The organism is Streptomyces sp. L-9-10 (genome assembly GCF_004151105.1).
Classification (GTDB): Bacteria; Actinomycetota; Actinomycetes; order Streptomycetales; family Streptomycetaceae; genus Streptomyces.
This window is the reverse complement of the sequence record NZ_PHRF01000023.1, coordinates 44,299-61,744: the sequence shown is the minus strand read 5'-3', so window position 1 is coordinate 61,744 and position 17,446 is coordinate 44,299. Positions and strand designations below refer to the sequence as shown.

The following is a 17,446-nucleotide window of genomic DNA, read 5'->3' as shown; positions in this document are numbered from 1 at the left end:
AGTGGTGGTGGATAGTGCGCCTACATCCTCCTATCCCGGTTTCTGCCTCGTTCCTTCTCGGGTGTCGTCTTCGCACTTGTTTTTCCGCTCTTCGTCATGTGGCCGGAAAGTGTTCACCCGTGACATGCACCGTGCACGGGCAACCTGAAGGAGCCCGCCACATGTCACGACACCTCCGCCGCGCCCTCGTCGGGGTCACCGCCGCGGTGATCGCTCTCCTGAGCGTCGGCCCGTCGGCACAGGCCCACGGATTCACCTCGACCGTCTACGCCGACGTCACCTCGGGCGAAGAGGGGCATATACAGACGAAACTGGGGCTTGAGTACGACCTCTTCGTCGTATCCGCCGCCGACTCCGAGGACAACGATCCTCTCTTCCAAACGGGAAACGCCGCGTTCGAGGACGGCGACACCGACGCACAGGCCGCGGCGCTCAACGCCCACGCCGCGTCGGCCGTCGCGTATGTCACCCAGCGTTTTTCGGTCACCTCGGACGGCGAGGCCTGTGCGCCAACCCGGGTCGGCGGCTTCACGATGGGCCGACGGGAGGGTGTGCCGTACGCCGATCTGCTGCTCGACTGGTCCTGCCCCGAGGGGGACGGCACCCACGAGGTGCGCAGCGGCCTGTTCCCCGACGCCGAGACCTACGTCACCGGCACCAAGACGATCGTCACCTACGAGCTGGACGGCCGCTCCGGCAGCGCCGCGCTCGACGCCGCGCATCCGTCGTTCTCGACGGCGCAGTCCTGGTACGAGCGGTTCTGGGAGTTCTTCCGCCTGGGCGCCGAGCATCTGCTGGGCGGGATCGACCACGTCCTGTTCCTGCTGGCGCTCATCGCCGGGTCACGGCGTCTGCGCGAAATCGTCCTCGCGGCCACCAGTTTCACCCTGGCGCACTCGGTGACGTTCATGCTCGCCGCCCTCGGTCTGGTCGCTGTGCCGTCGAGCGTCGTGGAGCCCGTCATCGCGCTGTCGATCGCCGTGGTGGCCGGCTGGTACCTCTGGCAGCTCCGGCGGAGCGGTGGCCACGCCGTCGAACTCGACCTCGACGCGGCGGCGGGGCGCGGTCACTTCAGCCTGGACCGTGCGGGCTGGACGCGGCTCGCGGTCGTGTTCTGCTTCGGTCTCGTGCACGGCCTGGGCTTCGCGGGCGCGCTGGGAATCGACGAGGCGTTCTCGTGGACCCTGCTCTGGTCTCTCCTGGTGTTCAACGTCGGGATCGAGGCTGTGCAGTTGGCGATCATCGCCCTCGTCTTCCCGCTGCTGACCGTGCTGCGGCGCCGTGCGCCGACGGCGGGCCTCTGGGTGACCGGCGCGATCTCCGCGGGTGTGTGCGTCATGGGGCTCGTGTGGTTCACACAGCGGCTGTTCGGGGTGTGAGACCGGCGCACGTCCCCCGAGAAAGTCCAATGTTCAACCTAGACGAGGGTCGCATTCGCACCCGGTTCACCAACGGCCGGGAACTTATGGATTCCGAACACATCCACCAATGTGGGTAAAAGGAACGTAAAATAATGATACTCAGACCTTCCGCGCAGGCTTCCGGGCCTGCGCGACGCCGCGTGGCCACAGGGGCCGCGGCTGCTTTCCTGGGCCTGGCCGTGGCCTTCGGCGGCGGCATGACGTCGCCCGCCGGCGCCGCCGAGCCCGCCACGCTCACCGGCGTCATCCTCGGTGTGGGCGCCAACGAGACCCAGCGCACGGTGACCTGGTACTCCTCGGCCGACACCGCGCAGAAGCTCCAGGTCGCCCCGACCGCGGAGCTCGTCAACGGCGAGTTCCCGGCCGGCGCCGCCACCTTCGACGCCATCGGCGGGGCGAACATCGCCACCAGCGGCGGCTTCAACCGCCACGCCACGATCACCGGCCTGAAGGAGCACACGCAGTACTCCTACCGCGTCGGCACCGACGGCAACTGGTCCTCGGCGTACTCCTTCAAGACGCAGGACTTCGAGGGCGAGTACGACTTCCTGTTCTACGGCGACCCGCAGATCGGCTCGTCCGGCGATCTGGCGAAGGACCAGGCCGGCTGGCAGGACACCGTGGACGTCTCGCTCGCGGCCAACCCGAACGCCGAACTCCTGGTGTCGGGCGGCGACCAGGTCGAGACCGCCAACAACGAGTCCCAGTGGAACTCGTTCCTGGCACCCGACAAGCTGCGCCAGTACCCGTGGGCCGCCACCATCGGCAACCACGACGTCGGCGGCAAGGCCTACGAGCAGCACTTCTCCACCCCGAACACGGACCGCTCGGCCCCGTACTACTCCAACGGGAACCCGGCGTCCAACACGTCCGGCGGTGACTACTGGTACATCTACAAGGATGTGCTGTTCATCGACCTCAACAGCAACAGCTACGCCACCTCCCAGGGCGGCGGCGGTGACGCGGCGCACCTCGCCTACGTCACCGACGTCATCAACAAGCACGGCGCCGAGGCCAAGTGGAAGGTGCTCACCTACCACCACGCGATCTACTCGCCGGCCGACCACGCCCAGGACTCCGACAACAAGACCCGCCGCGTCGACTTCCCGACCACCTTCTCCAAGCTCGGCGTCGACCTGGTGCTCCAGGGTCACGACCACAGCTACTCCCGCAGCTACCTGATCAAGAACGGCGAGAAGGCGAACCCGGCCGAGCAGCCCGGCGCCTCCGACGTGTACGCCGGTCCCGGCGGTGTCCTCTACGTGACGGGGAACTCCGCCTCGGGCTCGAAGTACTACGACATCACCAAGCCGGACAACAGCGGCACGAGCGGCGCCGGCAACGGTGCGGACCCGCTGAACCCGGACAGCTACTGGTACAACTCGGTCCAGAACCAGGAGCACGTCCGCACCTACGTCAAGGTCCAGGTGCGCAACGACAAGCTCGTCGTCGAGAACGTCCGCAGCGGCACCTGCGCCGCTCCGAACGCCGCGGTGGAGAAGGGCAACTGGTGCAACAACACCGCTGAGGGCCAGCCGGTCGGCTCGCTCGTCGACAAGGTCACAGTGCACCCGTACCACGGCGACGGTCAGGACCTCCAGGTCAACGTGCCGAACGCCGCTCCGGGCGAGTTCGGCTGGACGATCGACGGCTACAACGGCCTGGTGGACCTCGGCACCGCCAAGGAGACCAGCGGCACCCACTTCGAGGCGGCCGGCAAGATCAACCCGCTCGTCGTCTCGGACAGCCGCCGCTCGCTCGCTCCCTGGTCGATCTCGGCCAACGTGAGCGAGTTCAAGGACGCCGGCAAGAAGTTCTCCGGCTCCTACCTCGGCTGGACGCCGCGCGTGCTCGTGAACGGCGCGGGGTCGAAGGCAGGCGCGAAGGTTGCCTCCGGCTACGACGACCAGGGCCAGGGCCTGTCGGTCTCGCGCGGCCTCGGTTCGGCCGAGCAGGGCCACGCACGGGGTACGGCCAAGCTGGGCGCCGACCTGGCGCTGAAGATCCCGGACAGCGTCGAGAAGGGTGGCTACCGCGCCACTCTCACGATCACCGCTCTCAGCAGCTGATCTGACCCGTTCCATGGGCGGGGCAGGCGCCTTCGGGTGATCTGCCCCGCCTCCCGTTCCAGGAGAACCCCGACATGCACACGCCCGTAACGCGCCGGAAGACCGGCGTCACCGCCCTCGTCCGTACCGTCGCCCTGCCCCTGCTCATGGCCCTCGCGATCGCCGGCCTGTGCGCCGGCCCCGCTCAGGCGGCTGACGGCGACGTCACCTGGACGGTCAGGACGGCCGCGAACGGGTACGGCGACGACCGCTCCAGCTACAGCTACACCGTCAACCCCGGTGGCCAGGTCAAGGACGCCATGGTCGTCGCCAACCGCAGCAAGTCCCCGCTGGAACTCACGGTCTACGCCGCCGACGGCTTCACGACCGACACCGGCCAGCTCGACCTGCTCACCAAGGACAAGAAGTCCAGGGGCATCGGCGCCTGGGCCCACGCGGGCCGCGACAGCGTCGTGATCAAGCCCGGCGAGTCCGCCGAAGTTCCCTTCACGGTCCGCGTTCCCGGCAATGCCACACCCGGCGACTACGTGGGCGGCATCCTCACCTCCCTGAAGCAGGCCGACGAGGCCGAGGGCATCAACGTCGACCGGCGCCTCGGCATCCGGCTCAAGCTGCGGGTCAGTGGCGAGCTGAAGCCGAAGCTCGCCGTGGAGGACCTGCACGTCGACTACACCGGCTCGGCCAACCCGTTCGCCAAGGGCGACGCCACCGTCACGTACACGATCCACAACACCGGCAACGCCCTTCTGTCGGCCCGGCAGACGGTGTCGGTCTCGGGCCCGTTCGGATGGCTGCGGACCGAAGCGGGCGACATCGCCGCGCCGCCGGAGCTGCTTCCGGGGGAGAGCTGGAAGACGAAGGTGCCCGTTCACGGCGTGGCGCCCGGAGTCAGCGTGGCCGCGACGGCGACCCTCACGCCCCTGCTCACCGACGCGTCGGGCTCCACCACCTCGCTCAAGCCGGTCGAGGCCACCGCGCACGGCTGGGCCGTCCCATGGACGCTGTTGCTGCTGATCGTCGTACTGCTCGCGGCCGTCGTCGGCGCGTTCATCCTCACCCGCCGCACCCGCGCACGGCGCAAGGTACGTGAGGACGCCCGCGTTCAGAACGCCGTCGAGCAGGCGCTCCGCGACAAGGAACGGAGCGGGCAGAACTGACCGGGGCGGCCGGACTACTGCTCGCCGACTCGCCGCGGGGAGACGGTCCGCCGCCGCGTCGACCGCGCCGGGCCCGTACGCCCTGTGGCCGGTCGGCGGGGTGTACTCAGCACCACCACCCCGGCCGGGCCGTACGCCCAGTGTGCCGGGCTCCCGTCGTCCGTAGCGTCATGGACATGGCGCGGAGAGCGTCTCAGCGGAAAGGACGGCGGACATGTTCCAGCGGAAGAGCGGGACCGGCCCCACCGAGAGCGGCGGAGCGCCGCGGCGGGTCGGGGCCGGCGGCACCGGCGGCCGGGACAGCGGTCTCGCTCTCTTCTTCGCTGTCACCTTCACCACGACCTGGGCCTGCTGGCTGACCGCGATCGCACTCGGCGGATCGCCGACCAGTTCCCCCACCGCCGTTCCCTATCTGCTCGGCGGCTTCGGCCCGGTGTTCGGCGCGATCGCGGTCCGCGTGCGCCGCACCCGCCGCCGGGGGCCCGTACCCGCTCGTACGGTGAAAGTCCGGCAGGGCATACGGCTGTTCTGGGCACTGCCCCTGCTGGTGGCGGCCTCGGCGACCGTGGTGGCGGGCGCGCTGCTCGCGGACTTCGCGGGGGGTGCCGAGGTGAGTCCGGCCGAGGGCAGGGAACTGATCTCGACCGTCGGTGGAGTCGTCCCGTTCTTCGTCAGCATGCTGATCGCCGGTCCGTTGTCCGAGGAGCCCGGCTGGCGCGGCACGGCGTATCCCCGCCTGCGCGCGTCCATGAGCCGTCTTCAGGCCGGCCTCCTGCTGGGTGCCGTCTGGGCGGTGTGGCATCTGCCGCTGTTCTTCATCGACGGGACGGTCCAGGCCGAGTTCGGTCTGATCAGCTGGAGTGGCCTGATGTTCTCGCTCAGTGTCGTCCCGGTGACACTGCTGACCGGTTACGCCTACGAGCGTGCCGGAGTCGTGGCGTCGATCGCGGTTCACTTCGGCTTCAACGCGACCATGGCCGTGCTGACCGTCGACTCGCCCGTCACGCAGGCGTTCGTCCTGGCGGTGCAGGTCGTCCTCGCGGTGGCTCTGCTCGCCACGGGGCGCGACCGCCGGACGGACCCGCCCGCGCAGGCGGTCCTCCTCCCGCAGCAGTTCGTCACCGACGCGGCGCGGCAGGTCAGTCCGGCTCGGGGCTAGGTCAAGTCCTGGCCCGCGTGGTGAAGAAAGGGCGCCCCCGGGGAAGGGGGCGCCCTGTTCTCATCGCGTCTCATCGCGCGGTTGGCTGAGCCCGCGTCAGAAGGTCCTGACGGGCCGTCAGGAGGCGGAGCCCGCCCTGCGGCGACGGCCGACGACGACCGCGACGGCGCCGAGGGCCACGGCCGCGCCGGCCGCCCCGGCGAACCCCGGGAGGGCCGAGGGGGAGCCGGTGCTGGCGAGAGAGCCGGTGGCCGCGGAGTTGCCGGAGTCCACCGGGGTGGTGGACGTGCCGCCCTGCGGCTTGGTGTCCGGGGTTCGCGGCGTGGTCTTGCCGGGCTCGGCGTCCTCGACGTCGTCGGGGACGCTGCCTGCGGCGAGGAGCTCGAAGCCGTACTCGGTGGCGAAGTTGCCGCCGCAGGACTCGTCGTCGTTGAGGTAGTCACCGGCGACGAAGGCGAGGCCGTCCCCGGCCGGGGCCTTGGCGTCGACCTTCAGACGCAGCTTCACCTCGGCGTGGGCGCCGGCCTTCAGCGGACCGATGGAGCCGGCGTCACTGCCCTGCACGTTCTTCCAGGCCGGGGACGCGGTGGTCGACCACTGGAGGTGGAAGGCGTCGTCGATGACGTTGTAGCCGCTCTTGTCCGTCGCGTGGAAGTAGACGCGCGGGGAGACCTCGTCCAGCGTCTTGTCCGTGCCGTTGGTCACGCGGAACAAGAAGTCGGTCGTCGAGCCCGCGACAATCTTGGACGGCAGGCCGGTGACGACGGTGCGCAACTGGCTCTCGAAGACGCACTCCGGCTCACCCGGCTCCGTCTCCTCCTCCTTGGCGTCCGCGAGTGCCTTGTCGGCGGCCTTCTTCGCTTTGCGGGCCTCCTTCTCGGCGTTCTGGACCACGGAATAGGCCCGAACGGCGGCGACGCGGGCATCATCGGCGGCCTGGTCGGCTGTCGCGGCCTTGGCGTCGGCGGTGGCCTTGGCGCCCTCTGCGGACAGGACAGCGGTCGCGGCGTCGGTGACGGCCTTCTCCGCGGCCGCCTGCTCCTCGGGGGTGGCGGTCTCGGGCAGCGCGGCACGTGCGGCCTTGGCGTCCGTGAGCGCCTTGTCGGCGTTCTCCTTGGCGGTGGCGGCATCGGCCGCCTCTTTCCCGGCGGCCTTCGCGGCGACGGTGAGGGGCGCGTCGTCGGAGAGGGCGACTTCAAGGACAGCCCGCGCGGCCTTGGCCGCGGCGACGGCGTCGTCGTACGCCTTCTGCGCCTTCTCGGCGGCCTTCTCAAGTTCCTCGATGGAAGGCTTGCCCTGCTCACCCTGCTGCTGCGCCCGCGAGGCGGCGGACGGCTTGGCGTCGGCGAGCGCGGGGGTGACGGAGAGCAGGACGACGGGGGTGGTCACGGCGGCGGCGACGGCCGTGGCAAGAATGCGGCGAATCTTCAACGGAGTCCTTCGCGGGTCCGAAAAACGGGTGTGGAAAGCGGGTGTGCAAAGCGGGTGAGAAAAAGTGGTGGGACGACCGCCGCGGCGGCACTCACGCAGGGCTTCGCCGGTGATCGTATGACCGGAAACACCGTTGTCGGAAGCGCGTTAAGAAGGAGACGAGTGCCGCACAGGACTCTCACACGGCGGGCAATTGCCTCATAAGGGGATAGTTGCTTTCCCTGTATGGGTCACTTTAGTGATCCATGTCATTGCGTGAGGGCGTGAATCGAGCCCACGGCGGCGAGCGCGTGGAGCCCGTCGCCGCGGAACCCTGCGCCCGCGCACCCGACGCCCGCGCACGCGAAACGCCCGGCTGGGAGACCCCAGCCGGGCGTCTGGCTGAGCCGCGCCGACAACAGTCGCTCGACCAGCAGGTTGTTGCGCCCCCTTGGATTCGCCACCGGGAGGGGCTTTATGCCGCCGACGTGGCCTCTGGCGTGGCCACTAACCCGCTCTCAGGTCAGATCGTCGGTGTGTCGTCGACGATCTCCTTGTGCGGTTCGACGATGAACCTCCAGCCGTCGCTGGGCTCCATGAACCGCACGCGGGTCGGGTAGATGTCCAGGGCGCGGCGGTCGCGGTTCTGGCTGCTCGTGTTCTTCCGCCCCCGGGTCGGCTCCTCGAACAGGTCGACCTTGACGTCCGGCACCGAAGCGACTTCCTCGCTCCAGCGCTGAACGATCCCCGCGCCGAACGCGTCCCGCGCGGCGGAGTAGAGCGACTCCAGGGATTCCTTGTTCCCGTTGGGAACGAAGAGTGCGAGGTTCAGGAGGACACCGGCACTCTGGAGAACCTCGATTTCCTCCCCCGCCTTGTCGGCGACCCAGATCCCACGCTCTTCCGCGTTGTCCGGGAGGACATGGATTTCCTCACCGAAGATCGTCCTCGCAGTGAAGGACCCTCCCTCAAAATTCTTACCCGGCTCCGTAAGGAAAGCCGGGGCATAGCAGTCGAGAGGAAGGTCATCCGTCTCTGCCGAGACGAAGATTCCGTCCTGGAGGCCCAACTCCGAAACCTCGCCGGCCGTAAGACGTCGAGCCGTAACCTTCTCGGTATTCACGCCATTCCCCTTTTTTCGTGGCGTCCTGTGAATTCATCGAAACTCTACCACGAAAACGACCGGCCAGTTTCCGCCGCTCATGTCTTACCGGTCACGACAGCGCCGATCAACTCTCCACGTAATTCCTTCCGGCAGAACGGCGAACGGGAATCCGCTCGCACCCGTGAGACGAGTAATTCCCTTCGGCGGTAAATAGGGCTGCCCGGAGGGAGTGGCGCTGGAAATCGACGTGCCGGGTCCATCCCGCGCTCCGCGCCCGTACGCGCTGCACGGGCACGATCGTCGCTGCCTCGGCCCGGCAAGCCTGGCGGGTCGAGCGCTGCCGGTGGCGGGCATGGGCGGCCGTTCGGCCGGCGTGTTCCTATACGCCTGTATACGTGTGTATCCGCGTGTACGGGGGACTCGTGAAAAGGGTGGGGGAAAATATGGGGTCGGCGCAGCTCAGGGTGGTACGGGCCGTGGTATGGCTGCTCATCGCGGTCGTGGCTCTCGTTGCGGGGGTGGTGATGGCCTTCGAGGTCCGCGATGCGCTGGAGCGGGAACGGAAGTTCCGTGCCGCGCCGACGTGTGCCTCCGTCCCGGTGAAGGCGTCGGGATGCCTGTGGGAACAGGAATTCACCGTTCGGAGTGCCGACGCGCACCGCGGCGAGAGGAATGAAGCGGCGGAAGCGGAATTGTCGCTCCCATCCGGCGAGCCATGGGAAGTAACGTTCCGGCAAACTGATCCGGTGATGTCGGGAATGGGGCCGGGCGACAATGTCGTCGGCTTGATCTGGCACGGGCAGGTCATCGAGATACGGGACGCCGACGGACAGCGGCAGCAGACATCCGACGGGCCGCTGGGGTGGCCCGAGGACCGCCTCGGCGGCGCACTCGCCTTCGTCTCCTTCGGCCTGACCGCCCTCGTCGGGAGCCTGTGGCCGCTCTTCGCACGCCGCAGCCGGCGTCACGCGAAGGCCGCGACGATGGTGCGGTGGCACGGCGTCGGTATCGGTGCCACCGCCATCCTGGCGCTCTGGGTGCAAGGGGCCAACGAGTGGCCGATGTGGGCGATCCCGGCGCTCTGGGGGCCGCTCGCGCTGCTCCTCCTGGCCTCCATGGTGGGCTTCGCCGTCGCCGCCCTCCGCGGCGACCTGGACGACGACGCCCCGCCCGCCCCGTGAAGTACGGTTCCGGCCGCCCGTCGCCGTGGGCCCGTCTGAACGCGCCACGTCCCACGGCGTCGGCGCGGTAGCCGATCAGCGGCTGAGGCGGCTGAGGTGCGCCGGATAGTCGGGCAGCGCCACGGTGGTGCTGACCCTTCTCCCCCAGCCTGAGCATTCCGTTCAGGAACAACGGACGGACAGCAGGCGCACGGCGAACGTCATGGCGAAAGCCGCCCACAGCACGCAGGCGAGCACGAGCGCGATCACGGACAGTGCCGTGTAACCCGTCAGGTCCAGCCCGACGGAGAGGATGCCGGCCGCCATCACGGCCGTCCCGGCCGCAGGCGTATATGCCTTCACCGCCCCACGTTGGAGCGGTGAAGGCAGGCACATCATCCGTACACGCCGCAGCAAGGCCCATCGATCCGCTCGGTCACAGCTGCCGGGTGGTCACGGGCGACGCCCCGTTCGGCGCGGCGGTCACGGCGACGCCTCGTTCTCCGGCGTCACCTGCTCGTCCTTCTCGGACAGCGGTCCGTAGACCGGCTGCCACATGGCGTCCTGCACCGCCTGGACCAGATCGGCCGGCTGACGGGTGGCGACCTTGTCCGCGACGGCCGCGCGCACCACCGCCACCGCCACCGTCGCCGACGAAGCGCGCAGGTTCCCCACCGGCGGCAGCAGTGGCGCGCCGGGGGCCCGTGCGTCGACCTGCCCTGCCACCGCCTCCGCGGCGGCGAGCAGCATCCCGGCCGTGAGCCGTGAAGCCCCGGCGACGATGGTGCCCAGCCCCAGGCCGGGGTAGAGCAGGGCGTTGTTGGCCTGCCCGATGACATGGCGCACTCCGCCGTACTCGACCGGGTCGACGGGGATACCCGTCGCCGTCAGGACCCTGCCGTCGGTCCAGGCGAGGAGGTCGGCCGGCATGGCCTCGATCTTCTCGGTGGGGTTGGACAGCGGGAAGACGACCGGCCGGTCGACGTGCTCGGCCATCGCGGTGACCACCGCCTTGTCGAAGGCGCCCGGCGAGGTCGAGGTGCCGATCAGCATGGTGGGCCGGACGTGCCGGACGGTGGTCAGCAGGTCGATCCTCCCGTCCGCCCAGTCCCGCACCTCCGAGGCAGGCCGCGCGTAGGGGGCCTGGTAGTCGCGCAGGTCCCGCATTCCTTCCAGCAGCAGTCCCTGCTGGTCGACCAGCCACACCCGGCGGGTTGCCTCCTTGGGATCCAGGCCGTCGCGCACCATCGCGTCGCGCAGCTGGTCGGCATTGCCCACCCCGGCCGTGCCCGCGCCGAAGATGACGACGCGCTGGTCGCGGAAGGGCTGCCCGGTGATCTTCAAGGCCGACACCACGGCGGCCAGCGTGATGGCGCCGGTGCCCTGCATGTCGTCGTTGAACATGCGGTAGCGGTCGCCGTAAGTCTCCAGGATGCGGCGGGCGTTGCCCGGCCCGAAGTCCTCGAAGTGCAGCAGGGCGTTGGGATACAGCTCCGAGAGCGTCTCCAGGTAGTGCTCGATGAACGCGTCGTACCGCTTCCCGCGGACCCGGCTGTGGCGCACGCCCAGATACAGCGGATCGTTCAGCAGGTTCTCGTTGTCGGTACCGACGTCCATGACCACCGGCACACAGCGGCCGGGGTGCAGCCCGGCGGCGGCGGTGTAGACGGCGAGCTTGCCCACCGAGATCTGCACGCCCTGCACCCCCCAGTCGCCGATACCCAGGATCTCCTCGGCATCGGAGACCACCACGAGATCGACCTCGTCCCGGTGGAGCTGGAGTGCCTCGAAGGAACGGCGTACATCCTGCGGCCGCTCGATCGACAGGAACACCCCGCGCGGGCGCCGGTACTCGTGGCTGTACCGCCTGATCGCCTCGCCCACGGTCGGGTCGTAGACGATCGGCAGCAACTCGGCGAGGTGATCTTGGAGCAGCCGGTAGTACAGCACCTCGTTGCGGTCGCGCAGCTGCTCAAGATTGATGAACTTCGCCAGATCGGTCGGCTCCTGCCGCATCTGCTCGTAGGCGCGGGCCGCCTGCTGGTCGAGGGTGAGCACCGCGTCCGGCAACCGGCCCGACAGCCCGAGGCGTTCCCTCTCCTCGGCCGTGAAAGCGGTCCCCCGGTCGCTCAGCGGGTCCAGCAGGACAGAAGGCATGTGTATCGGCATGAGAACCCCTCTATGGAGATGATTCCAGCGGTCAAGCCACCCGTCTTCCGGTCCAACCCGCTTTCCATGCTCGACCTGTTCTCCGTTCGGCGCTACCGGGCCCGGCAGGGCGGAAACCGGGTCGTTGAGCAGCGAGAACGGCCGCCGGCGAGGTGCCGGCGGCCGTTCTGGATTCCGTTGTACGAGACCGTCCGAGACCGTCCACCGCGGCGCAGGTGCGGCGCCGCGGTGGGTCAGCCCGGGTCGGTCCGGGTCGGTCCGGGTCGGTCCGGGTCGGTCCGGGTCGGTCCGGTCAGTCGCGTCCGAAGATCTTCTTGCTGGAGCCGAGGCGCAGGAAGACCGTCTCGCCCGTGGAGTCGTCCAGGGCGTCGTTGTCGGTCACGGCGTAGACCTCACCGTCGCCGCCCACGGTCAGCCCTTCCAGCTTCTCCTGGGTCCAGCCGTTCGTCGCGCGCAGGTCGGGCAGCACGTCGTGGGCGAGCTTCTTCGGCAGTACGGGCAGCCCGCCCGACGGCGCCGCGGACTTCGGCAGGTCGACCGTGTACACCCGCTTGATCTTCGCGGACGGGCCGTTCAGCTTGTCCCGCTCGATGACGGCGAGCTTGTCGCCGACCACGGTGATCTCGGAGAGGCCGATCCAGTCACCCGGGGTGGTGGTGCCGCCGATGCGGTAGCCGTACCAGCTCCAGGTGCCTGCCGTGACGTCATACCGGCCGAGCCGGACGATCCCGGCCGGGTCGGTCTTGACCTCACGCTGCAGCGTGGCCCAGACCACCTCGTGACCGCGGCGGTCGGTGGTCGCGGTGACCCCCTCGAAGCCCTGTCCACCGAGGCCCGCGGCGACGTCGGCCGGCAGCGGGACGGTCTGCCGGGTACGTCCGGCGCTGTCGAGCCGGACCAGCTTGTTGTCCGCGCCGGTCGCGCCCTCGACGGCGAGCCAGAAGCCGCCCTGCGGCCGGGCGTAGATGCCCTCGGCGTCATAGCCGACCGGCCGGCCGTCGGTTCCCTTGACGTTCAGCGACCGGGTGATGACCGCCGGACGCCGCGCCGCGTCGATGGTCAGGATCTTGGTGGTGGAGTACGCGGCGTCGGTGACGCTGTAGAGCTGGTGCCGCTCGCCGGGTACGGCGGAGAGCGCGCCGAGCGCGCCCCAGCCGATCGGCGCGCCGGTGGAGTCCGGGCCCGAGACGATGCCCGGGAACGCGGGGGTGCCCTGGCCCGGGTTGCCCTTGCCCGGACTGCTCTTGCCCAGGCTGCTCTTGCCCAGGCGGAAGACGCTCACCGAGGACCGCACGTTGACCGAGGCGTCGTCCTCCTCGCTGGAGACCGTGAGCAGGTCGCGCGACGGGATCGGCAGCAGCCCCTCCGGGCCGTTGGTGGTGGCCAGCACCTGACGGAAGACCGGGGCGGTCGGCCGGCTCAGGTCGTAGACGGCGACGAAGTTGCTCCGCTCCGAGCCGACGAAGGCGTAGCGCACGCCGTCGAACTCGGCGATCGCCAGGCCCTCCGGCTCGGTGCCCTTCTTCTCGGCCCGGCCTTCGTTGTGCAGCCCGTAGCGCGCGGCGATGGCCTCGAAGCTGCTGCCCGCGTCCCAGACGACCTTGCCGGTCCGGCTGTCGAAGATGGACCAGCCCCGGGTGCCGCCGCGCCAGTCGCCCTCGTTGGCGGTCGCCAGGTAGCGGTCGTCGATCCAGCCGACCGAGTCGGGCTCGCGCGGTACGTCGGTGATCGAGCCGGTCAGGTCGATCTCGCCGTCCTCGACCGTGTCGATGCCGTCGACCGACGCCGTACCGGCGCTGAAGGCCTTGGTGATCTTGCCCGTCGGCAGATCCAGCAGGACGACGCCGTTGTTCTCCTGGAGGGTCACCACGAGCTGGTCGCGGCGGTTGATGGAGACGTACTCCGGCTCCGGGTCGGTCGGCTCGGTGATCCCGGCGGCGACCAGGGCGGGCAGCGCCTTGCCGTTCGACTGGGTCAGCGGCACGGCGCGGGTACGCCACCGGTCCGGCTTGTCACCCTTGAGGTCGACGATCTGCACGAAGCCGGCCGGAGCCTGGGGCAGGTCGCCCTCCTCGCCTCCGGGCGGGGTGGCCTCCTCGTCACGCTCGTTCTCGATCGCGATGGCGGCGTACCGCTTGTCCTTGCTGATCGCGATGGAGTCGGGCTGTCCGCCGAGGTCATGGCTCGCCACCCGCTTGCGGTCGCGCAGCGAGATGATGTCGAGCCGGCCGGACGGGTCGGCGTAGCCGGCGCTGGTGTTCACCACCACCAGGACGTACTGGCCGACCACCGCCACCGAGGTCGGCTCGTCCTCGGCGTTGCCGAGTTCCGCCAGCGACAGCGTTCCGAGTCCCCGCGGGTTGTCGGGCTTGCTGATGTCGAGGAAGCCGATCCGCCGCGCCACCGCGTCGGTGTAGACCAGGGTCCGGCCGTCCTCACTGGCCGCCGAGATCTCGGCGACGGTCGGCGAGGCCGGGTCCTCGCCGGCCGGCCGGTTCTGGAAGACCGGGTAGGTGGCGGTGCGGTCGAAGGCGGCCGGCCGCCACGACTCCTGATGCGCGCTCGCCGCGCCCGTCCCGGCCAGCAGGCCGGCGGCGGCAGCCACGGCTACGAGCGCGGCGCAGGTTCTCTTCGGGGACATCGTTTCTCCGTTGCACGACAGTGAAGGGCAGTGAAGGCAGTGGGGGAGCGCGATCGTCCCACCTGCGAGCAAGCACAAGACGGCGCCCGGGTGAACAGCCGACGAGGGGCACCGCCGCCGCGAGGCCGCGCGAGGCCGCCGCACGGGCTCAGTGTTGTCCGTGGCCGCCCCGCCCGCCAAGACCGCGTACGGGCCGACCGTCGGCGAACAATCTTCGCGAGAGCAACACACGGGCTACGCACGGCCTCCCGCAGGTGCCGTTACGTTGTTCCCGCTCGATCGTGAGTGCGAACTTGAAAAGGTCGCCGGAGTTTCTGGTGGCGCAGTCAGCACAGAAAGATCGCGGATGGACTACTGCTCCTCGTGCCGTCGGACCCTCAACGGGGCGCTCGTGTGCCCCGGGTGTGGCGCGTACGCACCGGACATCGCCCCTCCTGGCCACCGCCCTCACGACGTGGCACCCACCACCGTGACGGCGGCGGAGGCGTGGCGGACGCGGGAGTTCCCGGCTTCGGCGGACTACTACGGCGCGCCTCACTCCGGTCCCGAGCCGACCGCTTCCGGGCCCTCCGGCGCTTACGGCTCTTACGGCGCCCACGGCGCTTCCGAGGACGCGGTGATGGACGAGGTGATGGACACCGTGGCGGACGCGTCCGACGCCGGGACGTCGAGCGGCTCCGAGGAGACCGCGCCGGTGACGCCGGGCCGCGCGGCGCGGCGCCGCCAGCTGGCGCGCTGGAAGAAGCAGCGACGCAGGGCCGTGGTCGCGTCGACCGTCGCACTCGTCGGGGGCGGTCTGACCCTCGCCGTGCTGCCGTCCCGGCCGTCCACCGGCCAGGACACGCAGGCATCGGCGACACCGGAGCCGAAAGCCACGGCCACGACGGGCGCGGACGCCACCGACACCGACTCGTCGTCCGTACGGCCGAGCACCCGCGATCCGCGGGATTCCGGCGGCGACGCTCAGCCGCCCGCGATCACCAGCCCGCCGCGGAAGTCCACCACCGTGGTGACCAGGACCGCGGCGAAGAACCCGCGGCAGACCACGGTCGCCACCCGCCCCACCGCGACGACGAGCCCGCGGCCGCAGACCACTCCGCCCGCGGCGGCCGACGATGCGCCCACCACCCGTCCCCCGGCCGCACAGCCGACCACGCCTCCTCCTCCGCCCCCGCCGCCGCCCGCCGACGACTCCACACCGGACACTCCGCCGCCGAGCGCCACACCGGCACCGCCACCGGACCGGCTCTGCCTGCTTGTCCTGTGCATCGGCTGATCGCGCGCTCCCGCCCCGTAGCCGGTCTGAAGGCGTGACGGCGAAGGCCTGATCACCGCGCCGGGGAAGGCCGTTGGGAAGACCGTTGGGAAGGCCCCCTGGGGGCCGCACCCCCCAGGGGGGTGGACCTTGCCCCACCCCCGTTCCGGGAGCAGGCAGCATTCCGGCGGCATGCCCGACACGGACAAGCTGAGGACATGCCGGTGCGCACGCAACCGGCCCGTCCACGGCCCGACCGGCCCGTCCGGTCAGTCCTGAAGGAGCTTCCGCATGTCCGACAACGCCCTCACCCCGGCTTCCGCTTCCGGTGCGTCCGTGTCCGGTGCCTCCACCCGCCGGAGGGGCCCTCGACGGAGGGGGGCGACCCTGATCGCCCTCACGCTGGTGGCCGGACTGGGGCTGCCCGCCGCCTACAGCACGGCCTACGCCGACGAGAGCACGCGGACCAGCGAGGCGGGCGGGCACAAGGGCGCGCGGACGGACCTGCGGAAGATAGTCGACGGCCTCGTGAGCGACGGCAAGCGTCCCGCCGCGCTCGCCAGTACCCGGGAGCGGGACGGCCGTACGCGTACGTACACCGCGGGCGTCGCCGACCTGGCGACGGGCGCCCCGGTGCCGGCCGACGGTCAGGTGCGCATCGGCAGCAACACCAAGACCTTCACCGCGGTCGTGGTGCTGCAACTCGTCGGTGAGGGAAAGATCGACCTCGACGCGCCGATCGAGACCTACCTGCCGGACCTCATCCGCGGTGAGGGCGTCGACGGCCGTCGCATCACCGTACGGCAGTTGCTCCAGCACACCAGCGGGCTGCCCGAGTACACCCAGGCCGTGGCCGAGAACTTCACGGAGTTCCAGCACCGCTACGCCGAACCGCGGGAGCTGCTCGACCGCGCCCTGAAGGGCAAGGCGTCATTCCCCCCGGGCGCCAAGTGGGAGTACAGCAACACCAATTACGTCGTCGCGGGGCTGCTCGTCCAGAAGATCACCGGCCGCCCGCTCGCCGAGGAGATCAACAAGCGGGTCGTCGAACGGATCGGGCTCCGGCACACGTACTTCCCGCAGGCCGGTGACATGACGATCCGCGAGAAGCACCCCAAGGGCTACTTCGCCGAGAAGCCCGGCGCCCCGCTGCGCGACGTCACGGTCCAGGACCCCTCCTGGGGCTGGGCGGCCGGGGCCATGATCTCCACCAACAGCGATGTCAACCGCTTCTTCACCGCGCTCCTCGACGGCCGTCTGCTCAAGCCGGCCCAGCTCAAGGAGATGCGCACCACGGTCCCGGCCGAGGACCCCGTCGCCGGCTCCCGTTACGGACTCGGGCTGATGAGCAGGCCGCTGTCCTGCGGCGGCGTCGCCTGGGGCCACGGCGGCGACATCCCCGGCTACGAGACCCGCGGCGGCGTCACGGAGTCCGGCCGCTCCGTCAACGTCACGGTCACCGTCCTGCCGGGCGCACTGGACGAGGTGATGGAGGTGGAGAAGGCGGTGGACGCGGCGCTGTGCCGCTGACACACCCGGCCGGTCGCGGCGCTTCCCAGGGCCTCTCGTGTGGATCATGCCGGATCCAAACGAAAGGCTCTAGTCCACCAGGGCCCAACGGACCGCCGCGACCACGCCGAGGATCAGGGGCGGCGCCAGCCACCACGGTCCCATGGCTCGCCGCACCGAGGGTGCGACCGTGATCAGCAGGGCCAGGGCGCTCGTCGCGAGGGTGAGAGCGCACGCCAGAACGATTCCGGCGCGCGCGTCGTCGTCCCAGGTGCCCGACGGCCGGATGGCCAGCGCCATGGAGCAGCACCCGGCGGCGATCAGATGGAGAAGCACGAGCGGGACGGCCAGGACCCATCGCAGACAGCCCAGGTCCTCGGTGGTTGAGGGG

Annotated in this window: 13 protein-coding genes; 7 read left to right on the top strand and 6 right to left on the bottom strand. The window is 70.1% G+C overall.

Translation table 11 applies throughout. The features are described from left to right. Positions 1-161 precede the first annotated feature (161 nt). From CU044_RS04945 to CU044_RS04930, 4 genes are all read left to right on the top strand, one after another. Positions 162-1,379 carry a HupE/UreJ family protein gene (locus CU044_RS04945; RefSeq protein WP_129767213.1) on the top strand — a complete coding sequence of 406 codons (1,218 nt, stop codon included), beginning with the start codon at positions 162-164 and terminating at the stop codon, positions 1,377-1,379. Positions 1,380-1,513: 134 nt separating this feature from the next. Beyond that, positions 1,514-3,490: a metallophosphoesterase family protein gene (locus tag CU044_RS04940; protein WP_129767212.1), complete on the top strand. Its 1,977-nt coding sequence runs from the start codon at positions 1,514-1,516 to the stop codon at positions 3,488-3,490. Between the two features lie 74 nt (positions 3,491-3,564). Then, on the top strand, positions 3,565-4,647 hold the full coding sequence (locus tag CU044_RS04935) for a DUF916 domain-containing protein (protein ID WP_129767211.1): 1,083 nt from the start codon (positions 3,565-3,567) through the stop codon (positions 4,645-4,647). Between the two features lie 214 nt (positions 4,648-4,861). Beyond that, positions 4,862-5,806 (top strand): type II CAAX endopeptidase family protein, encoded by a 945-nt coding sequence (locus tag CU044_RS04930; protein ID WP_129767210.1) that lies wholly within the window; start codon positions 4,862-4,864, stop codon positions 5,804-5,806. Positions 5,807-5,923: 117 nt separating this feature from the next. Here CU044_RS04930 and CU044_RS04925 read toward each other — a convergent pair whose 3' ends face one another. Further along, positions 5,924-7,237, bottom strand: a complete 1,314-nt coding sequence (locus tag CU044_RS04925; protein ID WP_129767209.1) for a peptidase — start codon at positions 7,235-7,237, stop codon at positions 5,924-5,926. 502 nt (positions 7,238-7,739) lie between these two features. After that, complete coding sequence (locus CU044_RS04920; RefSeq protein ID WP_129767208.1) at positions 7,740-8,339, bottom strand: hypothetical protein; 600 nt, start codon at positions 8,337-8,339, stop codon at positions 7,740-7,742. A 728-nt stretch (positions 8,340-9,067) separates the two neighbouring features. On the opposite strand from CU044_RS04920, the gene CU044_RS39320 reads away from it, so the two are divergent. After that, complete coding sequence (locus CU044_RS39320; protein WP_240045349.1) at positions 9,068-9,502, top strand: hypothetical protein; 435 nt, start codon at positions 9,068-9,070, stop codon at positions 9,500-9,502. Between the two features lie 162 nt (positions 9,503-9,664). Here the strand turns inward: CU044_RS39320 and CU044_RS04910 are convergent, their stop codons facing one another. From CU044_RS04910 to CU044_RS04900, 3 genes are all read right to left on the bottom strand, one after another. Further along, complete coding sequence (locus tag CU044_RS04910; RefSeq protein ID WP_165371777.1) at positions 9,665-9,844, bottom strand: hypothetical protein; 180 nt, start codon at positions 9,842-9,844, stop codon at positions 9,665-9,667. A 120-nt stretch (positions 9,845-9,964) separates the two neighbouring features. Continuing rightward, positions 9,965-11,650, bottom strand: coding sequence for an NAD-dependent malic enzyme (locus CU044_RS04905; RefSeq protein WP_129767205.1), 1,686 nt, complete (start codon positions 11,648-11,650; stop codon positions 9,965-9,967). Between the two features lie 292 nt (positions 11,651-11,942). Continuing rightward, positions 11,943-14,291 carry an esterase-like activity of phytase family protein gene (locus CU044_RS04900; RefSeq protein WP_129767204.1) on the bottom strand — a complete coding sequence of 783 codons (2,349 nt, stop codon included), beginning with the start codon at positions 14,289-14,291 and terminating at the stop codon, positions 11,943-11,945. Between the two features lie 454 nt (positions 14,292-14,745). Between CU044_RS04900 and CU044_RS38360 the strand changes: the two genes are divergently transcribed. Then, positions 14,746-15,567: a hypothetical protein gene (locus CU044_RS38360; protein WP_165371783.1), complete on the top strand. Its 822-nt coding sequence runs from the start codon at positions 14,746-14,748 to the stop codon at positions 15,565-15,567. Between the two features lie 270 nt (positions 15,568-15,837). Next, entirely contained in the window at positions 15,838-17,076 is a 1,239-nt protein-coding gene (locus CU044_RS04885) for a serine hydrolase domain-containing protein (RefSeq protein WP_129767202.1), read from the top strand. A gap of 69 nt (positions 17,077-17,145) precedes the next feature. Here CU044_RS04885 and CU044_RS04880 read toward each other — a convergent pair whose 3' ends face one another. Further along, on the bottom strand, positions 17,146-17,391 hold the full coding sequence (locus tag CU044_RS04880; RefSeq protein WP_240045347.1) for a hypothetical protein: 246 nt from the start codon (positions 17,389-17,391) through the stop codon (positions 17,146-17,148). Positions 17,392-17,446 lie beyond the last annotated feature (55 nt).